At 53.9% G+C, this 17984-nt stretch carries 11 protein-coding genes; 1 reads left to right on the forward strand and 10 read right to left on the reverse strand.

All coding sequences use genetic code 11. The features are described 5' to 3' along the window. Window positions 1–60: 60 nt before the first annotated feature. Genes DG046_RS07950 through DG046_RS07995 form a run of 10 tightly spaced genes read right to left on the reverse strand, consistent with a single transcriptional unit; the run spans window position 61 to window position 14883 of the window. Window positions 61–2184: an alpha-amylase family glycosyl hydrolase gene (locus DG046_RS07950; protein ID WP_108831977.1), complete on the reverse strand. Its 2124-nt coding sequence runs from the start codon at window positions 2182–2184 to the stop codon at window positions 61–63. Further along, the gene (locus tag DG046_RS07955) at window positions 2181–3602 is read right to left on the reverse strand and encodes a glycogen synthase (protein ID WP_108831978.1); all 1422 of its coding nucleotides are present in this window, start codon (window positions 3600–3602) and stop codon (window positions 2181–2183) included. The genes DG046_RS07950 and DG046_RS07955 overlap by 4 nt, the downstream gene beginning before the upstream one ends. Next, the gene (gene glgD, locus DG046_RS07960; protein ID WP_108831979.1) at window positions 3599–4726 is read right to left on the reverse strand and encodes a glucose-1-phosphate adenylyltransferase subunit GlgD; all 1128 of its coding nucleotides are present in this window, start codon (window positions 4724–4726) and stop codon (window positions 3599–3601) included. Before glgD ends, DG046_RS07955 begins: the two co-directional genes overlap by 4 nt. A gap of 9 nt (window positions 4727–4735) precedes the next feature. Next, window positions 4736–5869 carry a glucose-1-phosphate adenylyltransferase gene (locus DG046_RS07965; protein ID WP_108831980.1) on the reverse strand — a complete coding sequence of 378 codons (1134 nt, stop codon included), beginning with the start codon at window positions 5867–5869 and terminating at the stop codon, window positions 4736–4738. A gap of 9 nt (window positions 5870–5878) precedes the next feature. Beyond that, a complete protein-coding gene (gene glgB, locus DG046_RS07970; protein ID WP_108831981.1) occupies window positions 5879–7645 on the reverse strand; it encodes a 1,4-alpha-glucan branching protein GlgB in 1767 nt (588 codons plus the stop codon). After that, on the reverse strand, window positions 7642–9477 hold the full coding sequence (locus DG046_RS07975) for an ATP-binding protein (protein WP_234411488.1): 1836 nt from the start codon (window positions 9475–9477) through the stop codon (window positions 7642–7644). Before DG046_RS07975 ends, glgB begins: the two co-directional genes overlap by 4 nt. Window positions 9478–9502: 25 nt before the next feature. After that, window positions 9503–12442, reverse strand: a complete 2940-nt coding sequence (locus DG046_RS07980; RefSeq protein ID WP_108831982.1) for an S-layer homology domain-containing protein — start codon at window positions 12440–12442, stop codon at window positions 9503–9505. Between the two features lie 23 nt (window positions 12443–12465). Continuing rightward, window positions 12466–13416, reverse strand: coding sequence for a DNA double-strand break repair nuclease NurA (locus DG046_RS07985; RefSeq protein ID WP_108831983.1), 951 nt, complete (start codon window positions 13414–13416; stop codon window positions 12466–12468). Further along, entirely contained in the window at window positions 13413–14225 is an 813-nt protein-coding gene (gene rsmI, locus DG046_RS07990) for a 16S rRNA (cytidine(1402)-2'-O)-methyltransferase (RefSeq protein WP_108831984.1), read from the reverse strand. The genes DG046_RS07985 and rsmI overlap by 4 nt, the downstream gene beginning before the upstream one ends. After that, complete coding sequence (locus tag DG046_RS07995; RefSeq protein ID WP_108831985.1) at window positions 14215–14883, reverse strand: tRNA1(Val) (adenine(37)-N6)-methyltransferase; 669 nt, start codon at window positions 14881–14883, stop codon at window positions 14215–14217. Before DG046_RS07995 ends, rsmI begins: the two co-directional genes overlap by 11 nt. 302 nt (window positions 14884–15185) lie before the next feature. Between DG046_RS07995 and DG046_RS08000 the strand changes: the two genes are divergently transcribed. Further along, complete coding sequence (locus DG046_RS08000) at window positions 15186–17963, forward strand: S-layer homology domain-containing protein (RefSeq protein WP_108831986.1); 2778 nt, start codon at window positions 15186–15188, stop codon at window positions 17961–17963. The last annotated feature ends 21 nt before the right edge of the window (window positions 17964–17984 follow it).

A 17984-nucleotide genomic window follows, 5' to 3' on the forward strand; every position in this document is an offset into this window, starting at 1 on the left:
GATAAAATAGGGTGAAGGCAATAAAAAACGAGCACCGAATGATGCCCGTTTGTTTGACTGTTATTCTATTACAATGAAGCTTTTCGGCGGGACGAGGGGTTCTCGAAGTGCCTCGTCGGTCTTTCCCTTTTCGTCGAAGATGATTTTGTATTCTCTTTCTTCCAAGCCTTTTATTTCCTTCGCCTCGTCGGTGCCGTTGACGGCAAAGATTCGGCCTTCATTTTTTATAAGGAGAAGGCCCGGCTCATCCCCTGAAATTTCATGTCGAGAAAGATCCGTCCCTTTTCGCAGCTCGATCAGGTCTTTCACGTAGTTCGACAGGCTTTTTTTCGCAAGAAGTTCTTCCCAGTGCAGGGCCACGGCGGAGGCGGGGCCGTCGTAGGGATTTTCTTTGTAGCGGCGGCGCAGGTATTCGTCGCCTTCGCCGAAGAGCACGGGACCCGGGGTCAGGAGGAGCACGGCGAAGGCCAACTTGGCGGCACGCTCTTTCTCTTCTTCCGGTGCGTCCATGGCCTCGTCCAGAAAGTCTCCGAGGACGAGGTCGTCGTGGCAGGAGAAGTAGGCCAGATTGTTTGCGTGCTTGCCGCCCCCCGAAAGGGCGCTGACGAGGTGGTCTTGGGCGGAAAAATCGCCGCCGATCCAGCCCATGGTCTTCGAAAAGCTGTCGCCTCTCAAGCCGTTTCGGTAGTCGTCGTCGAAAAAGGCCGTGGCCCGCGCCTCGGTCTTCAGGCGCAGGGATTCGTCCAAGGCGCTTTCATCGGCCATCCATGGCTCGCCGTAGAGAAGGGCCGCAGGGTTTCTTTCGTAGACGGCGGCCTCGATTTCGGCCATGGTCTCATCGTCCATCAGGCCGCAAAGATCGAAGCGAAAGCCGTCCACGCCGAGTTTTTGAAAGTACTCGATGCTGTCTAAAATCAGTTTTCTCGTGTGTGGCTCTTCCGTGGCCACTTCCGTGCCGGTGCCGCTGCCGTTTGACAGTGTGCCGTCTTCGAAGCGGCGCACGGCCCGAGGATTCAATCGGACCACAGAGGATTTTTCCCCGAGGTACAAATGATTGTACACCACGTCCATAATAACGCCGATGCCCGCGGCGTGGGCGGCGCGAATCAGCGCCGCAAAGCCCGCGAGGGCCGATGTGGGATCGGCGGGATCCACGGCGTAGCTGTTTTCAAGGGCGAAGTAGTGGTCTGGATCGTAGCCCCAATTGTAATTTTCATCATCTCGCTTCGATTCGGCCTCTTCGAAGACCGTGAGGTAATTGTGCACGGGCATGAGGTGGATGTAGTCCACGCCGAGATTTTTCAGGTGATCGAAGCCTGCAGCCTCGCCGCCTGCTGAGGCGGATTCAACCAAGGCGGAGAAGGTGCCGGGATTTTTTACATCGAGCTCGTAGGTGAAGTCCTTGACGTGGAGCTCGTAGATCACGGGATGCTCTTTTTTCTCCACGTAGTCCCCGGAGAAATAACTTTCGATGCCGTCGAAGGCGTAGCCCCGCCTGCCGTTCAGGGAAAGGGCCTTGGCGTAGGGATCCACGAATTCTTCTTCGCCGTCGCCGAAATTGTAGTAGACGGGGAGGCGCTCCATGGGAATCTGGGCGTAAAAGGTGTCTTCCCGCTTTTCCATAGGGATGCGGGTGCGTTCCACGGTAAATTCGTCGTCGTAAAGGTAGAGGGCCATGGCTTCTTTTTCCGGTGCGTAGACGTGAAATTCGTAGCCCACGCCGGGGGCAGCCTCTTCTTCTTTTCTGAAGCGCCGCAGATCGCGGAGAAGGTCCACATCTTTTACTACATCCGCATCCATGGCCGCCATAAGGGCCGCCCGGTAGGGATCGTCCGTAAGGTAAATGTCCGGCAGCACATCTTCCGGCACGACTTTTATTTTGTGCCCCGTGGTAAGATCAAGATTGATCGCTTTATCTTCCGCCCCTTCCGCCGCCACGACCACGTCGGACACATCCAGAGTGGGGCAATTTTTCAGGGCATCGTAGAGGGCGCGGGCGCTTTCTTTCAGGCCCTCGATTTTTTCCTCATCGCCGCCGACGACGACGGCCTCGGGATTGGGATAACCCCATTCTTTTTTTCGAATCCCTTGCCGCTTTTCGGCGAGATAGGCCTTTAACTCCTCCACATCGCCTTTTATGGCTTCTTCCATTTTCCGCGCCAGGTCCTCTTCCCTCGCGCTCATCGCTTGCTCCTCGCCGATTGATAGAGTTCGCGATAGGCCGCCGCGGATCTCTTCCAGCTGAAATCTTGGGCCATGGCGCTTTTTCGGTGGATGCTATCGGCAGGCGAATGGTAGTCGGCCAATGCCCGGTCCACGGCATCCAAAAGATCCCAGGACTCGGCTCGCTTAAAGGTGTAGCCGCCGCCACGTCCCTCTTCGTCGAAGGGAATCACCGTGTCCGCCAAACCGCCGGTTTCCCGCACGATGGGGAGATTGCCGTAGGTCATGGCGATCATTTGGGCCAGACCGCAGGGCTCCGTCAAGGAAGGCATGAGGAAGAAATCCCCGCCGGCGTAAATGCGGTGGCTCGCCGCGGAATCGAAGGCGATGCGCACGGCACAGTTATCGTGGGCCCGGGCCAGGGCGCGGAAGGCCTCTTCGATGCGCCCATCCCCCGTGCCCACCACGAGAATGTCCAGATCTTTTTTCAGGAGCGCTTCCGCCGCATCCAGAACCAGCTCCATGCCCTTAATGTCCACGAGGCGGCTCACGATGGTAAAGAGGGGACGATCCCCGGGCGCCAATCCGTATTCCTCCTTCAGGGCCTTTTTATTTTCTTCCTTCGCCTTCAAATTCTTTGCGTCGTAATTTTTTACGATCAAAGGATCCTTCTTCGGGTCGTATTCCTCGGTGTCGATGCCGTTTTGTATCCCCGTCATTTTATCTTTGTGGCGGCGAATAAGCCCGGCCATGTCCAATCCGTAGGCGGGATCTTCCAGCTCACAGGCGTAGGTTTTCGACACGGTGGTCACCACGTCTGCAAATTGAATCCCCGCCTTCATGAAGTTCACTCCGTCGTAATACTTCACGCCCTCTTCCGTAAAGTAGTCCCGGCTTAAATCGGCGTAGGAAAAGACGGCCTCGTCGAAGATGCCTTGGTAGTTAATGTTGTGAATGGTGAAAATCGTGGCGGTCTTCGAAAAGCGCGGATCCCCCTTGGCGAAATCCCTCACGTAGAGGGGCACCAGGCCCGTGTGCCAGTCGTTGGCGTGAACCACATCGGGCACCATGTCCAAATAGGCCATGAGCCGCACGCAGGCCTTGGAGAAAAAGGCGAAGCGATAGCCGTCGTCGTCTTCCCCGTAGACTCTGTCGCGGAAAAACATATCCCGATCGTCGATGAAGTAGTAGTCAACGCCCTTTTCTTTGAGGTGCATGACGCCCATGTACATGTCCGCGCCACCCATGTGGATGTAGTCGTAGCCGATGTAGTCCATGGCAGCCTTGTAGGTCTCGGGAATCTGTCCGTAGAGGGGCATGATCACGGACACGGTATCCTCAGGCCCTTTCACGGCCCCCGGAAGGGCTCCCATGACGTCGGCCAGGCCCCCGGTTTTTAAATAGGGGTGCACTTCCCCCGCACAGTAGACGATGTTCATCGGCTTTCACCGATTTCCAGGTTCTTTTCCAGCACGTAGGGGGATTGGGCGGAGCCGATAAGGTGTTCCCCTTCGCCGACGACGACGTTTTTGTCCAATATGGCGTTGACTACCACGGCGTCTTTTTCGATGCGGCACTTCTGCATAATAATGGAATTTTTTACCACGGCCCCTTCTTCGACGACCACGCCGCGGAAGATGAGGGAGTTGGTGACGGAGCCGTCGATGTAGGCGCCGTTAGCGGAAAGAGAGTTGACGGACTCGCCGGTTTTCGTATAGAAGGTGGAAGGTTCGTCCTTGGTCTTGGTGTAGACCCGGCCGCCTTTGTAAAAGACGTCGTCGAAGTAATCGGGATCCAAGAGCCGCATATTGGCGTCGTAGTAGGATTTCACGCTGTCGATTTTTTCGAAGAAGCCCTCGTATTCGTAGCCGATAATGCGGAGTTTCTTTTTGTAGTTAAAGAGCACATCTTCCATGGTGGAAATGTCGCCGCGCTCCAGCGCCTTTCGCACCAAAAGAGTGAAGATGTCTTTTTTCAGAAGAATCATATTCATGTAGAGGCTCACGGTTTTGTCGCTGCCGAAGTGGTAGCCCAAATTTTCCAAACCGCCTTCTTCGTTGAAGAACAGGCTCTGCGCCCCGGCGTAGGCCATGGCCTCGTCTTCCACCTGCTTGTAAACCACGGCGGCGTCGGCCTCTTCGGCGAGAAGTTTTTCCTGAAGGGCCGTGAGGTCTACTTTCGTTAAAATCCCCGGGCGCATGTAGAGGACATATTCCTCCTTGGCTCGCTCGAAAAACTCCGCAGTGGCTTGAAACTCCGCCATTTCTCCGTACTTATTCAGCTCGTCTTCGCTGACTGTCGGCGGAAAGAGAAACAGGCCGTTGAAGCGGCGATTTAAATTCCACGGTGCTCCCATGCTCAAATGGTCCATGTAGGAGCGAATCTTTTTTCCCGTGTAGACGGCCACGGAGCGAATGCCGTGGGCGGTCATATTGGAAAGGGGCAAATCGATGAGCCGGTAGCGGCATCCATAGGGCAACATGGATAGATTTCTCGAACGGGTCAAGCTGTCGAAGGCCGAATCGTCGTAGGTCGGCGCAATAATTCCCAATGTCGAATACATAACTCACTCCTATTCCACTCGTATGCCGTCTTCGGAAACCAAGCTCACCGTGGCGCTGTCGCCGATGACCTGATCGCCTCCGACGGTGATATTTTCCATGACGATGGCATTTTCCACCCGTGCGCCTGATTTCACCACCACATTGGATTGAAGCACGGAATTAATCACCGTGGCCCCTTCCTCGATGCGGACGCCGGAAAAAAGGACGCATTTCGTCACATCGCCGTAGATTTCGCAGGCTTCGTTAATGAGCGCCTCGGAAATCTTGGCTTCTTTGCCGATGCGATGAGGCGGCAAGTTGGCGTTGTTGGTGTAGATGCGCCAGTCGCCGTCCAAGAGGCGCAAACTGTTTTTGCGGTTCAAAAGATCCAAATTGCTTTCCCAATAACTGCGCACGGTGCCCACGTCTTTCCAGTAGCCGTCGAAGCGGTAGGCGTAGAGCCTGCGCCCCTCGCTTAACATGGTGGGCAAAATGTTTTTGCCGAAATCGTGATCGCTCTCGCCTTTCTCTTCGTCGGCGATTAAGTATTCCCGGAGCACCTTCCAGGTAAAGACGTAGATGCCCATGGAGGCCATGTTGTTTTTCGGATGCTCGGGCTTTTCGTCAAATTCCTCGATGCGACCCCCTTCGTCGATGTTGACGATGCCGAAGCGAGGCGCCTCTTCCCAAGGCACTTCGATGACGGAAATGGTGCCGTCGGCGCCTTTGGCCACGTGTTCCTTCACCATGGCCATGTAGTCCATTTTATAAATGTGGTCGCCCGATAAAATCACCACGTAGCGGGGATTCACCGAGTCGATGTAGTCGAGATTTTCGTAAATAGCATTGGCCGTTCCCGTAAACCAGCGGCCCCCTTCCTCCGAAGCGTAGGGAGAGAGGATTTTCATCCCCGCCGGGGCGTGGTTGTAGTCCCAGGGCTCGCCGACGCCCAAGTGCTCGTTGAGCTGCAGGGGTTTGTACTGGGTCAAAATGGCGATGGTGGGAATGCCTGAGTTGGCGGCGTTGGATAGGGCGAAGTCGATAATGCGGTACTTGCCGCCGTAGGGCACCGCCGGTTTCGCCGTGTGCTTGGTCAGCTCTTTCAGGCGAGAACCTTGTCCTCCTGCCAACAAAAGGGCCAATACTTCGTTTTGAATGTCCATAATGCCTCCTTACTCTTTTATAAAATAACTGCCCTCGTAAGGCGATAGCTTAATGGATAAATACCCATCTTCAGGCGTGGGGCTTTCTTTTTTCATGTGGGTGTCGAAGAGGCGCAGGTATGTCCCCTCGAGGGGCAGGCGGAGGGTGGTCTCCGTCGGCGTAAAATTACAGGCCACGAGAATCTCCTCCTCTTCGGCGATGCGGGAAAAGGCGATGGATGAGGCCTCTTTTTCGTCCACGGCCTGCCACTTGAATCCCTCGTAGGCGGGAAGGGGACACGAGAGGGCCGCATGGTCTCTGTGAATTTTAAGAAGTGCTTGAACAAATTCCTTGAGACTTTTGTGGCTGTCGTAGTCCAACAAAAACCATTCCAATTCCTCGTGATCCACCCATTCCTTAAACTGGCCGAATTCCTGGCCCATAAAGAGCAGCTTCTCCCCGGGCTGGGCCACCATGTAAAGGTAGAGGAGCCGCAACTGGGCAAATTTTTCCTCGTAGCCGCCGTACATCTTATTCAACATGCTCTTTTTTCCGTGGACCACTTCGTCGTGGGAGAAGGGCAGGATGTATCTTTCGTTAAAGGCGTAGACCATGGGGAAGGTGAGGGCGTCGTGGTGGTATTTTCTGTAAATGGGATCCATCTCCATGTACTTTAATGTGTCGTGCATCCAGCCCATGTTCCACTTTCGGTCGAAGCCCACGCCGCCGGATGCCTGGGGCGCCGTAAGGCCCGGGAAATCTTCCGATTCCTCGGCGATCATTAAGAGCTTCGGGTGGCGGGCCTTGATGCGGCCCACGAGCTCTTTCAAAAAGTAGAGGCTCTCTTCCCGCACATTGGCGGGATCCTTCGTGTCCGTGGCCTCTTCGCCGAAGCCTTTGTAGAGCATGTAGCTCACGGCGTCCACGCGAATGCCGTCGATGCCCAGACGGGCGAAGTAATCGGCGGAGGAGTAGAGAAAGCTCCGCACGTGGGGCTTGGTAAAGTCGAAGGCCATGGTGTCCCAAATGCGGTTTTCCGCAAAATAGGGGGCGTCGGATTCGTAGGTGGGCGTGGAATCGAAATAGCGCAGGCCCTGTTCGTCTTTACAGAAGTGGGCGCAGGGCCAATCCAGGATCACGCCGATGCCCTTCTCGTGGGCGTAGCGAATAAAGTAGGCGAAGTCTTGGGGGCTGCCGTAGCGGCCCGTGGCGGAGAAAAATCCCGTGGCCTGATAGCCCCAGCTGCCGTCGTAGGGATGTTCCATAATGGGCAAGAGCTCCACGTGGGAAAAATTCATTTCCTTCACGTAGTCGATGAGCTTGTGGGCGAGCTCGCGGTAGTTTAAAAAATCGTCGTCTTCCGAGCGCATCCAACTGCCCAAATGGCATTCGTAAATGGAGTAAAGGGGCGGCGCCAAAATCTCGCCTTCGGGAATGGCTTCCAGGGGCACGGCCACGGAGGCGGTACCGGGAATTTTTTCCGAGCTGAAGGCGAAGGGATCCGCCTTCCATGTCCAGCCGCCCTCGCCCAAGATTTTAAATTTGTAGCTGTCCCCTTCCGGCACATCCGCCGTAATTTGAAAGAGGCCCGTGGCCGTATCCCGCTTCATGGGAAGGCCCTGCCAATCATTGGATGCGGCGGCGAATTCCACTTTCTCCGCACGAGGGGCGTAGAGGGTAAATGAAATCCCCCCGTCTCTTCGGTGGGGGCCGAAAAGCCCGTAGCTCTCGGCGTTTTCTCCGCGGTGAAACAGATAGGCCGCCACGCCGTCCACGTCGTCGTAGGTGTACTTCATCGAATCGCCTCGTATCTGCTGTTTCCTAAAAAGTCCACGCTGCGCTTAATCTTTCCCTCCTCCGCCAATTGATCCAAGGCACTGATAAGCCCTTCCCGCGTAAAGGACAGGCCCCGCTTCTCCAGCTCCGGCAAGACAGAGAGAATATTGCTCGCCGCGGAAATGGGGAAGAAATCCGCCGCCGCCTTTAAGAGCCGGTCTTGGGAGGCGGTCTTCACCTTTTTCAATTCGTCGAAGGGATTTTCCGTGTGGGGCGAGGTGGTTCTCGCCATGCGAATGCGGGCGAAGGTGGTGCGGCCGAGATGAGACGAGGAAATAAACACGTCGCCGGTTTGCAAATAGGGCAGGCGACGGGATTCCTCCACGCTAATGTCCGTCTCGCCCTGAATGGTGTCGATGTCCTGGGCCCGCACGGTGCGGTAGATCATCTTGCAGTTGAGCTGAGCGGTGATGGTGTCGTCCAGCAAGGTGGGCCGCTGGGTGGCCAGGATCAAAAACACGCCGTACTTCCGCCCTTCTTGGGCGATTTCACGAAGCACGCTCTTCGACGGGGCCGGGATGCCCTTGGGGGCGAAGGTGTGGCTTTCGTCGGTGACCACGAAAAAGGGCGGGAAGTAATCGCCGCCTGCGGGCTGCACGAACTGGGCGTCCTTATAGTCCCGGCGCTTTTTGTAGAGATTGCGAATGAGATAGGTGGCATACATTTGGATAAGCTTCACCGAGCCTTGAATCACGGCGAGCTTCCCGTCGAAGATCGCCTCCTCCACGGGCCTCGAGTCGCCGGAAAAAAGGCCGTCTCGCTCCACGCTTTTGAGCCGCCACAAAATCCCCCTAAGGGAGGAAATGTTGGTGGCTTTGCCGAAGCGCTCGTAGCGGCTTTGAATCCGCTGCCATTTCTTTTGATCCGGCGAGGGCACCATGGTCATCTCGCGAATCTTGTCCACGGATCCGGCTTCGTGGCCCTCGATTAAATCCTCGAGCACCGTCGTAAAACCCGTGAGGCCCGTGTCGATTTTAAACAAGAGATCCACCGTGCTCTTCATGGCCTCGGAAAGTTCCGACACGGCGTTTAAGATGGTCTTTAAATCGCCGCCGTTTAAGGAGTTGAAGTCGATGCCGATGTCCACGCCGATTTGAAAGCGCCGGTGGCTCTTTTCGTAGCTCTTTCCCCCTTCCGCTGCATTGGAAAAATCCATTTCGTAGTGGGGATCGAGGACCACGCCGGGCACGTTTTTTTCCATAAGCTCTTCCAAAAGCACCCGCATGCCGAAAGATTTCCCGCTGCCGCTGCCGCCGAAAATCCCCATGTGGGGGTACTGGTGCATGGCCCGAAGGTCCAGTACATAGGGCACGTCCTTTTGAGGAAGCTGCGTGCCGTCTTCGTAGAGGGCAAAAAGGCCCTTGAGATTGTCTTCCATGGCATCGTAAAGGTAATCTGTATGGCGAATCGCCCCGAGTATCAAGCCTTCATCCGGGGATGTAGGCACGAGAAGGCTCTTGATTTCTGAAAATTCCGGCGGTCTTGCGTCGGAGCCCGTCAGGGGCGGGTAGGGGGTCTCGTGCAAAAAGCGCACCTTGGCCACGTAAATGGTTTCGTTGTGAATGTCGTAGCCCAATTGCCGCAAAGAGGCAAGCACCCCGTCGTCGACGAAATCGCCGCCCACGTCCATGGGAATAAAGCGGTTGTAGGTCTCGGCTTCCACTACTTCCCCGAGGATCGCCCCCTGCACCGGATCTTCGATCATTAAAAATTCCGCCACCCGGAAATTATGATCCCGACTCCCTACGGTCACTTCTCTGGGATTGGTCAGTCCCACTACTTTTATTTGCATCACACTCGCTCCCATCTATTTGCATTTAACGGAAGATTTTCTCTCCGTTTTTTAAGATTTGCGCCATTTCCGCCCGCTTCATGGGACTTCTCGGATTTAAACGCTTATGATTGTCGCCGTTAATAATGCCTTTTTCCACAGCCCAAGCCATGGGTTTTTCGGCGTAACTCGCCACTTTGTCCCGATCTTTAAATCCATCGAACTTCTCTCTTGAAACCGCCTCACCCGCATTTTTCATCTTGTAGCGGTACATAATGGCCACCGCATCTTGGCGGGCAATGGGGGCGTCGGGTTTAAAACTGCCGTCTCCGTAGCCCTCGACGATATTCATATCCTTCGCCCAACTTACCGCCTCATAGCTCCAGTGGCTTTTCGGGACGTCTTTAAATGACGAGGGGCCCGTCGCCTGTTTGCCGCCTTCCATGTTGTAAATAATCTGCGCCATTTGTGCCCGGGTAATGGACGTTTCAGGGCTGAAACTATCCGCGCGGATCCCCGTCATAAGCCCCTTTTCGTAGACGTAGCCCACGGCGGGATAATACCAGCTTTCTTCCGCCACGTCCGTAAAGGGAAAGCCCCTGTTATTTCCTCCGGCGAAGTAGCCGCCGTCAAAGCGATCGATCCGCTTCGTCGCCTCTCGGTTTTTTCCGTCGCCGTAGCGCAGCTGAACATTCTCCAGGTTTCCTTCGCCCTTTAAGCCGTCCTTTGTTTGATAAAAGGCGACGGTGCCTTTCGCCCTTCCCTTCACGGCGTAGTAATTCTTTTCATTGCCCTTCGGGTTGTTGCGGACAAACTCCGCTTCCACGGATCCTTTTGCGCTATCCAGAACCACGCTTCCGCCGGGTTTAAAGCCCAATCCTTTCGTCCCCTCCGCCTTGGCGACCAGAAGCTGATCCTTGTAGGAAACCATGGCGTCCACGGGAACGGTCCCTTCTTCGGGAAGCAAGGCGTAGCCGGCGTCCTTCTCCGGAAGGACGACGATATAATAGCTTTCCCCTTTGCCCCCTGAAAGAACGCTCCAGGGAAGATTCGTATTTTCCATGTTCCGCGTATCGATGGCCCAGCGTCTCTTGCTTTCGAAGGATTCCAATTGAAAGACGGTTCCCGGCTTAATAAAGAGCACGCTGTCTTCATCGGCCACTTCCTTTAAATTGAAGGGATCCAGGGAATCGATGCGAGGCGCAATGGCGCTGATCCGCACCACATTCGAAGAGATCGAGGGGGAGGTGAAGCTTCCGGTTTTCGAATTAACGTAAAGCTTCGTGTTGCCCAAGGCGCCGGGTTCGTTGGAATCGTAATAGTCGATGACGTAATCGTAGCCCGCCTTGTCGCTGGATGTCATGCGATACATGACGAGGCTGTGGCCCCAATACTTTCCATCCGTCCCCTTATAGGTGTAGGAAAAGAGCACCGGCGGCGCAGCTTTATTTTCCACATCCTTCATGGATCGCACGAGCTTTTGGATTCCTTCCTTATTGCTCTTTACACGAAAAGCCTTTTTCCGAGGCGCGGCCCAGCCTTGGGACGATTGGTAAAAGTGGATAATGTCCTTCGCGCTCTCCTTGTTCACTTTGGCGATGGGGTCGCTATTTTTTACGGGACGATTATCGAAATCTCTCAGCTCAAACTTTACCTTATCCAGCTTGTTCTCATTGGCCAAAATCGACGTAAAGGCCATGCCGTAGCAATTGCCGCCGACATTTTCTCTCATGCCCTTGTCCATAAGCTTGCGGTCTTTCGGCGGCAAGCTGTCGTACAAGGATTGAACATAACCATTCGAAAAACGGTGGTTTTCAAGATGGCCGAAATTCGGAAAACTCCAGTAATTTTCCCGAAGCACCATGGGCCGAATGTCCAATTGTTTTACTACCCGCTCCGGCAGGTAATCGTCGTTTGTGTAAGTAAGGGTGATTTTATCTCCGGCCTTGGGCGTTCTTCCACTGAAGCGAATTTTCCACTGAATGTCCGCGTACTTCCCGCTTATGTCGTCGAGTTTTACCTCACTTGTCGTGCTGTAGCCGGCTTCTATATTGTCTTTTACGATTTCATAGCCGGTGGGGAGGGCCAGCTGAAAGCGCAGATTTCGCACATTTCGCGCTTCGGGCTTTTTCTCCACGGTCACGGACACATCGTAGGTGCGGTCGTTATCGCCGCCGGCGATGATGCGCTCGGTGATCGTGTAGGGAGCCGGCACGCGCTTTTTGGAGCCCTCAAGTATTTTCTTTCCATATTGACGCAACACCCTGTCCAGTTCGGCGGGATCCGAGTCTCTCATTTCGTAATAGCCTTGATTTTGGAGACTGTGAAGAATCAGCGTACCCATTCGTCTTTTCAGATCGAAGGTTTTTGAAGTATAAGCCGCATAATCCTGCGGTCCGCCGTCACCGGTATAGATGGGAAAGCGAACGGAATAGACCTCCTGATTTTTGCAAAAGGGCTCCGCCACTTTCATCGTATCCATAAAACCTCTGGTCGCGAGATTTTCATATCGCGCATAGTCCGAATCATTGGTTACAAACATAAAGGCGCCATCGGCAGCCTTGAATACATCGCATTCGTTGTCGATCATAAGGAGCACCTTTCGGTAACTCGGGTCGTCCTTTTTTTGAAGCTCCTTCACGCGAGCAACACCATCTTTAAAAGTATACTCGCCGTTTCCGTAAATGAGGTTGACGCGGTGGTGAAGTCCGCTGTAATTTCCGAAGAAATCCCCGTAGGTATCATTCGACATGACGTCGCCTTTCACTACGACGGACACGCGGTTTTTCGGGTTTTGCTTTTTAATTCTTTCGGCAAAATCTGTAATCGTGCCGGCAAAGCGGGTTTCCTCGGGGAACATCGCTTGGGCGTCCATTAAAATATAGACGTGCACCGGCTCATTTCCCTGCGCCCGAATCGGGGCCGATGAAAACAAAAGGGCAATTGCGAGTACCATAAGTAATGCTGCTCGTTCAAAACGCTTCATGTCATTTTCCTTTCATCACATTTTTACACTCTTCGATCTCTTTCCGACACGAAAAATCGCTCCATCATCTCGCGGTCCATGGCCTCTTCCAAAATCAGGCGCACTTCCTTCTGCTTGACCTTCACTTCCCTGTCCACGATGTCGATCCAAAAGGGCACGCCGCGGCCGTTTTTCGGCGTCAGGGTGTAGAGGAGGCGGGCGAGGAAATTCAGCGCCTCTTTTTGTTCAGAGAGCACGTCCATCCCCACCACTTCCCAGTGGCGGGTGGGGCGGTAGAAGGCCCCCACGAGGCCCGCGGCGGTCTTGCCCTTTTCCTCCTCGTCTCCATCCTCCGCGAGTATTAAGAGCTCGCCCACGTCCAGCTTTCCGGCCAGGTATTCCCGGTCGTAAAAATCGTGCCCCCGGCCCATGCGCCGGGCGATGTCCCTTGTCTTTATGTCTTTTATGGCGCCGACGAGGAGGGTATTTTCAGCGAGGCAAAGGCCCCGCAGCTCTTCCCATTTGGCGGGAGAGTTGATGGCGTAGCGCAACAGGCCACCGTCCATAATGAGGACAGCCACGTCCTCCTCTTCCACCAAGGCCATGGCCGCCTCCAGCTCCACCTCGGCCAGGTAGCGGTCGTGGAGCTTTTCCGCGCTCGCGGCGTCGTCTCCGGCGAGAAGGGGCGTGTAGATGCGGCGAATGCGCCGCTCCTTCTTCTGCATGCTCAGGGCCAGGCCCTGATAAAATTCCACATAGTGAGGATAGGCGCCGCCCTGGCGAATCACCGAGCCGTCCACCCCGGCCACGGGGCCCACCTTTTGAAGCTCATCCTCGCTTAAGGGATTCAGTGCGTGGATCGTGCCCACGTCTTTCGTGAGATCCTTTTTAAATTCCGCCCCGGACTTTTGAAACAGGGGATCGTACTTCGTCTTTAATGCCTCGTTCAGCGCGTCGATTTCCCGACGAAAGGCCAGCAGATCTTCTTGATTCAAAGCTTCAAACTCTCCTTATACACCACATTCTTCGGCAGATTCCACTCCTTGGCCACCACCTTCGCCGCCTTGGAAGGGCTCATGCCTTCGTCGATCTTTTCCTTCAGAGCCGAGAGAATGTCCACGGTCTCTTCCTCCCGCCGAGGCATGAGCACCACGGCAAATTCCCCCTTGATCGTGTAGTCGTCGATATTGGTGAGAAAATCCTCCACGGTGGTTTCGATGCGCTCCTCGTACATCTTCGAAATCTCCCGCACAAAAATCAGCACCCGATTGCCCATGGACTCCATGACATCTTGGGCGAATTTCTCGATGCGGTGGGGCGCCTCGTAGAAAATCACGGGGACGGGCAGATCCTTCAACTCCTTCAGGGTCTTCACCCGGGCGCCGTGCTTTTGCGGCAAAAAGCCCCAGAAAAGATAGCGGCCCTCTTCTAAATTGGCGATGACCGACGCGCTCACGTGGGCGCAGGCCCCGGGGAGCACCTCGTAGGGACGGCCCTCTTTTAAAAGGGCCGTCATGAGCACGGCACCGGGATCGGACACCCCTGGCATGCCGGCGTCGGATATGACCGCCACATCTTCCCCGTTATCCAGCCGCGCCAAAATGGCGGCGATTTTTTCCGCCTCGTTAAACTTGTGGTAGCTTTCCATGGGCGTGGCAATGGCGTAGTGATTCAAAAGAGGCCGGGAGTGCCGCGTGTCTTCCGCGAAAATCACGTCCGCTTCCTTCAGCACCCTGAGGGTCCTCAATGTAATATCTTCCAAATTGCCGATGGGCGTGGGACAAAAATACACCTTACCTGCCATAATAACCTGCGACCTCCTCGCTGTACGCGCCCTTCTCGTAAACGTAAAGGGCGGGCTCCAGAACCATAAAACAACCGCCGCCCGAGACCCCTTCAAAAAGAATGCGCCGGGCCGACTCGCCCTTCTTCCAATACACGGGCCGCATGCGCTTCACCGCCACCTTGGCCGCGGTGAGATCCGCCATCACTTCCTGAAAGCGCGCCACGTCCACGATGCCGTAGATCCTTCCCCCGGGCTTTAAAAAGCGGGCGGCTTCGTAAAACCAGCGCATGTCCGGATCCAAATGCTTCGCCGCGGAAATAGACGGGTCGTCGTTTTTCACGCTGTCTCTGTAAAATGGCGGATTCGTAAAGATCACATCAAAGGGCGCGAGATCCAAGTCTCTGAAATCTCCCACCGCCGTGTGAATGGTAACGCCGTTTGCCGCGGCGCTTTTTTCCACCAGCTCCACAGCCTCCTTCGATCGATCCACCGCCACCACCTCGTCGGCATCCTTCGTAGCCATTAAAGCCAAATAGCCGCTGCCGCAGCCCAGATCCAGCACCCGGCCTTTACTCTCGCCGTAGGCTGCGAGAAGCACGGAATCCATGCTGAAGGAAAAGACGCCCTTCTTCTGAAAAATACGCATCCCGTTTGCGGGAATATAATCACTGCCCATAAGCCCTCCTTACTTGTATTATACCCGAAGGACGATCCCGGTACTAAAAAAGCGGCGCCCTTTCCCTAAAGCCATGGTTTTACCAAAACCGGAAATTTAAATCTAAGCCTGCAGAACAACCGAGAGCGCAAAAAACAATCTGTTTACTTCCCGACTGCATAATGCTTGAACTCTTTTTATCTAAATAGTGGTAAAATAAAGGTAGCAGAAACGGTTCCTTTATCGACCTCTGCCAATAAAGATCGGCCCTGCAAACCCGTCCGTTTTTACTTATTCAAAAAAAGAAAGGAAGTATTGAAACGATGAAAAGAAAATTCTTATCCCTCATCGTCGCCATGGTGATGGTATTCGGTATCATTACCCCCCCCCGAGGCAATTTAGCCTATGCTGCAGGTGAAACCCCGCAATTAGCCATTGGCGACTACGTTAAAACCAACGGAAACTTAGATTCGTCCACAGGAAACTATCAGGGAACATGGACTGCCAGTATCCCCCTAGCTACGGTTATGAGTCCTATCATGCCGAAAATTCCCGATCGCGGTTATCCCCACGGAAAAGAGGGCAAAAATACGATTGCCTATATCGAATACCGCGTGCAATTTCCGGAAAATGTATCCATCGGAGAAGGCATCACCACAGCGAACACCTCCAATATTATTTATGGAGACGGCATTAAGGCCACGACAAGCGGAAATGTCGTTACCTTTAAAATCCCATTGCAAGACGTCGATAATCCCAGTTTGAAGAAGAATTACGAAAAGGACGTACAAAACGATCCTTCGACGAAAACAGTCGATCTTTCCATTCCTTACAGCTTTAATACGAAAGACGTCCCCGGTGCAGGAAACAAATCCATAACCTCCGATGGTGAAATCGAAATCCATCCAAGTGGTAGACTCTGGAGCTTAAGAAAAATAATATTTGCGTCAGATAAAGCAACGAAACCTTTGGCAACCGGTCTTCCCGCCGCACCCGACCCGTCCAAACCGATCGATCCCGACCAGAATGGTACGCCAAAAATTCCACTGGAAGGCGACATTTTAATCGGCGGCGAAACGGAGCACGACAAGGTTTACACGACTCACAAGGATGCGACTCTAAGCTTTACCGGCGCATTAGATGTAAGGCCCATTAAACAGCAACTGGCGAATACCGAAACCAGCCATCCCGGGGCATCCGGCCAAGAAGAGGCAATTGCCATCTCGGGTCTGAACTTCTCGATGACCGCCACCTTTACACTTCCGAAGGAAATGGATTTTGACCCGGCTGACGTCAAAGCGACGCTTACCGATGCCAACGACAAGTTCGAAATTACGGACACGAAGACCGAGGGCCAAAAGGTTTCCGTTACCATGAAGCTCAAGGACCAAGACAAAGAAGGTAAGTACAAAACCTTTAAGGACATTAAAGAGGCCGTTAACGGCACAGGCGACGTCCTTAAGGTCACCTTGAGCGGCGCGAAATTTAACGAATCTTCGAAACCGAACACCGACTATACCGTTAAGGGAACCATCGGCGGAAACTTCAAAGCAACCGCCACTATGAACGGCAATGCCATGCCCTTTAATTTCGACTTTGTAGGCCGACAAAGCGCAGAGGGGCGTGATGCCATCATTAAAGATGCTAGCGATACCTCCATTCAGTTTACGCTGAATTATATACCGGAAATCAAAGCTACGCTCCCCCTGGAAGGCGACATTTTGATCGGCGACGAAACGGAACACACGAAGGTCTATGAAACCGGCAAGAATGTGGTTCAAAAGTTTAGCGGCACATTAAATGTAGTGCCCATTAAAAAGCAACTAGCGGATATCGAAAAGAAATATTCTAATGCCGCCGTTCAGGGCAGCAAGATTGCCATCTCGAACCTGGACTTCTCGATGGTCGCCACCTTTGAACTGCCGAAGGAAATGGATTTTGATCCGGCTACGGTCACCGCAACGCTTGACGGCGCCAAGGACAAGTTCGAAATTACGGACACGAAGACCGTCGGCCGAAAGGTTACTGTGACCATGAAGCTCAAGGATCAAGACCAAGAAGGAAAGTACACAACCTTTGAGGATATTAAAACTGCCGTCAACGGCGCCGGCGACGTCCTTAAGGTCACCTTGAGCGGCGCGAAATTTAACAAGGATTCGAAGCCGAACACCAACTATACCGTTAAGGGAACCGTCGGCGGGAACTTCAAGGCGACGGCTACCTTCAATGACAATTCCATCGATTTCAACTTTATTTTTAAAGGTCTGCAAAGTAAAGACGGAAAAGACTTTGTCATCGTCGATGAAGCTAATAACACGGCGATTCAGTTTACGCTGAAATACAAAGAAGAAAAAACTCCCTCGACCCCCGGTTGGACCGTGACGCCGATTAACCCGGCAGACAGCAAGCTGAATCTTGTCGATCACTTGGCCTATATGAAGGGCTATCCCGACTTGACCTTCGGGCCGAACCGCAACATGACTCGGGCGGAAGTCACCATGATGTTTGCCCGCCTCTTAAAGGATCGTCCGGAAGCGAACAAGGTTTACACCATGCCCTACGCCGATGTGACGAAGGATGACTGGTATGCCTTTGCCGTCTCTTATATGACGGAAAACAAGCTGATTACAGGTTATCCCGACGGTACCTTTAAACCGAACAACCCCATCAGCCGGGCGGAATTTGCCGCCATCGCATCGCGCTTCGATCAATTGAAGATCGGTTTGAGCCTGCCCTTTAACGATGTGGGAGCAGGTCACTGGGCCTATGACGTTATCGCCTCGGCGGCCGATAAGGGCTGGGTCAACGGCTATCCCGACGGAAGCTTTAAGCCGGAAAACAAGATTACCCGTGCCGAAGTGGTCTCCACCACCAATCGCATGTTAAACCGCTACGCCGATCTCGCTTTTGCTAAGGCACACAAAACCGAACTCGCGCCGATGCGGGATATGGACGAAAGCCACTGGGCATACGGGGCCGCGGTAGAAGCCATGAACGGTCACGATTACCATAGACAGGCAGACGGAAAGAACGAAACGTGGATCCTGTTAAACGGCAAGCGCTTCACTTTCCCCATGGCTCCTACGGGCATCCCTAATTAAGAAGAACGACAAACTCTATCT

Origin of the sequence: Aedoeadaptatus coli, from assembly GCF_900343085.1 — a bacterium.
GTDB classification, from domain to species: Bacteria; Bacillota; Clostridia; order Tissierellales; family Peptoniphilaceae; genus Aedoeadaptatus; species Aedoeadaptatus coli.

What these genes read in the sequence shown, in the direction of transcription:
- DG046_RS07980 (WP_108831982.1), bottom strand. Translation starts at nt 12,442, where the DNA reads ATGAAGCGTTTTGAACGAGCAGCATTACTTATGGTACTCGCAATTGCC.
- DG046_RS08000 (WP_108831986.1), top strand. Translation starts at nt 15,186, where the DNA reads ATGAAAAGAAAATTCTTATCCCTCATCGTCGCCATGGTGATGGTATTC.
- DG046_RS07975 (WP_234411488.1), bottom strand. Translation starts at nt 9,477, where the DNA reads ATGCAAATAAAAGTAGTGGGACTGACCAATCCCAGAGAAGTGACCGTA.
- DG046_RS07955 (WP_108831978.1), bottom strand. Translation starts at nt 3,602, where the DNA reads ATGAACATCGTCTACTGTGCGGGGGAAGTGCACCCCTATTTAAAAACC.
- DG046_RS07950 (WP_108831977.1), bottom strand. Translation starts at nt 2,184, where the DNA reads ATGAGCGCGAGGGAAGAGGACCTGGCGCGGAAAATGGAAGAAGCCATA.
- glgB (WP_108831981.1), bottom strand. Translation starts at nt 7,645, where the DNA reads ATGAAGTACACCTACGACGACGTGGACGGCGTGGCGGCCTATCTGTTT.
- glgD (WP_108831979.1), bottom strand. Translation starts at nt 4,726, where the DNA reads ATGTATTCGACATTGGGAATTATTGCGCCGACCTACGACGATTCGGCC.
- rsmI (WP_108831984.1), bottom strand. Translation starts at nt 14,225, where the DNA reads ATGGCAGGTAAGGTGTATTTTTGTCCCACGCCCATCGGCAATTTGGAA.
- DG046_RS07995 (WP_108831985.1), bottom strand. Translation starts at nt 14,883, where the DNA reads ATGGGCAGTGATTATATTCCCGCAAACGGGATGCGTATTTTTCAGAAG.
- DG046_RS07965 (WP_108831980.1), bottom strand. Translation starts at nt 5,869, where the DNA reads ATGGACATTCAAAACGAAGTATTGGCCCTTTTGTTGGCAGGAGGACAA.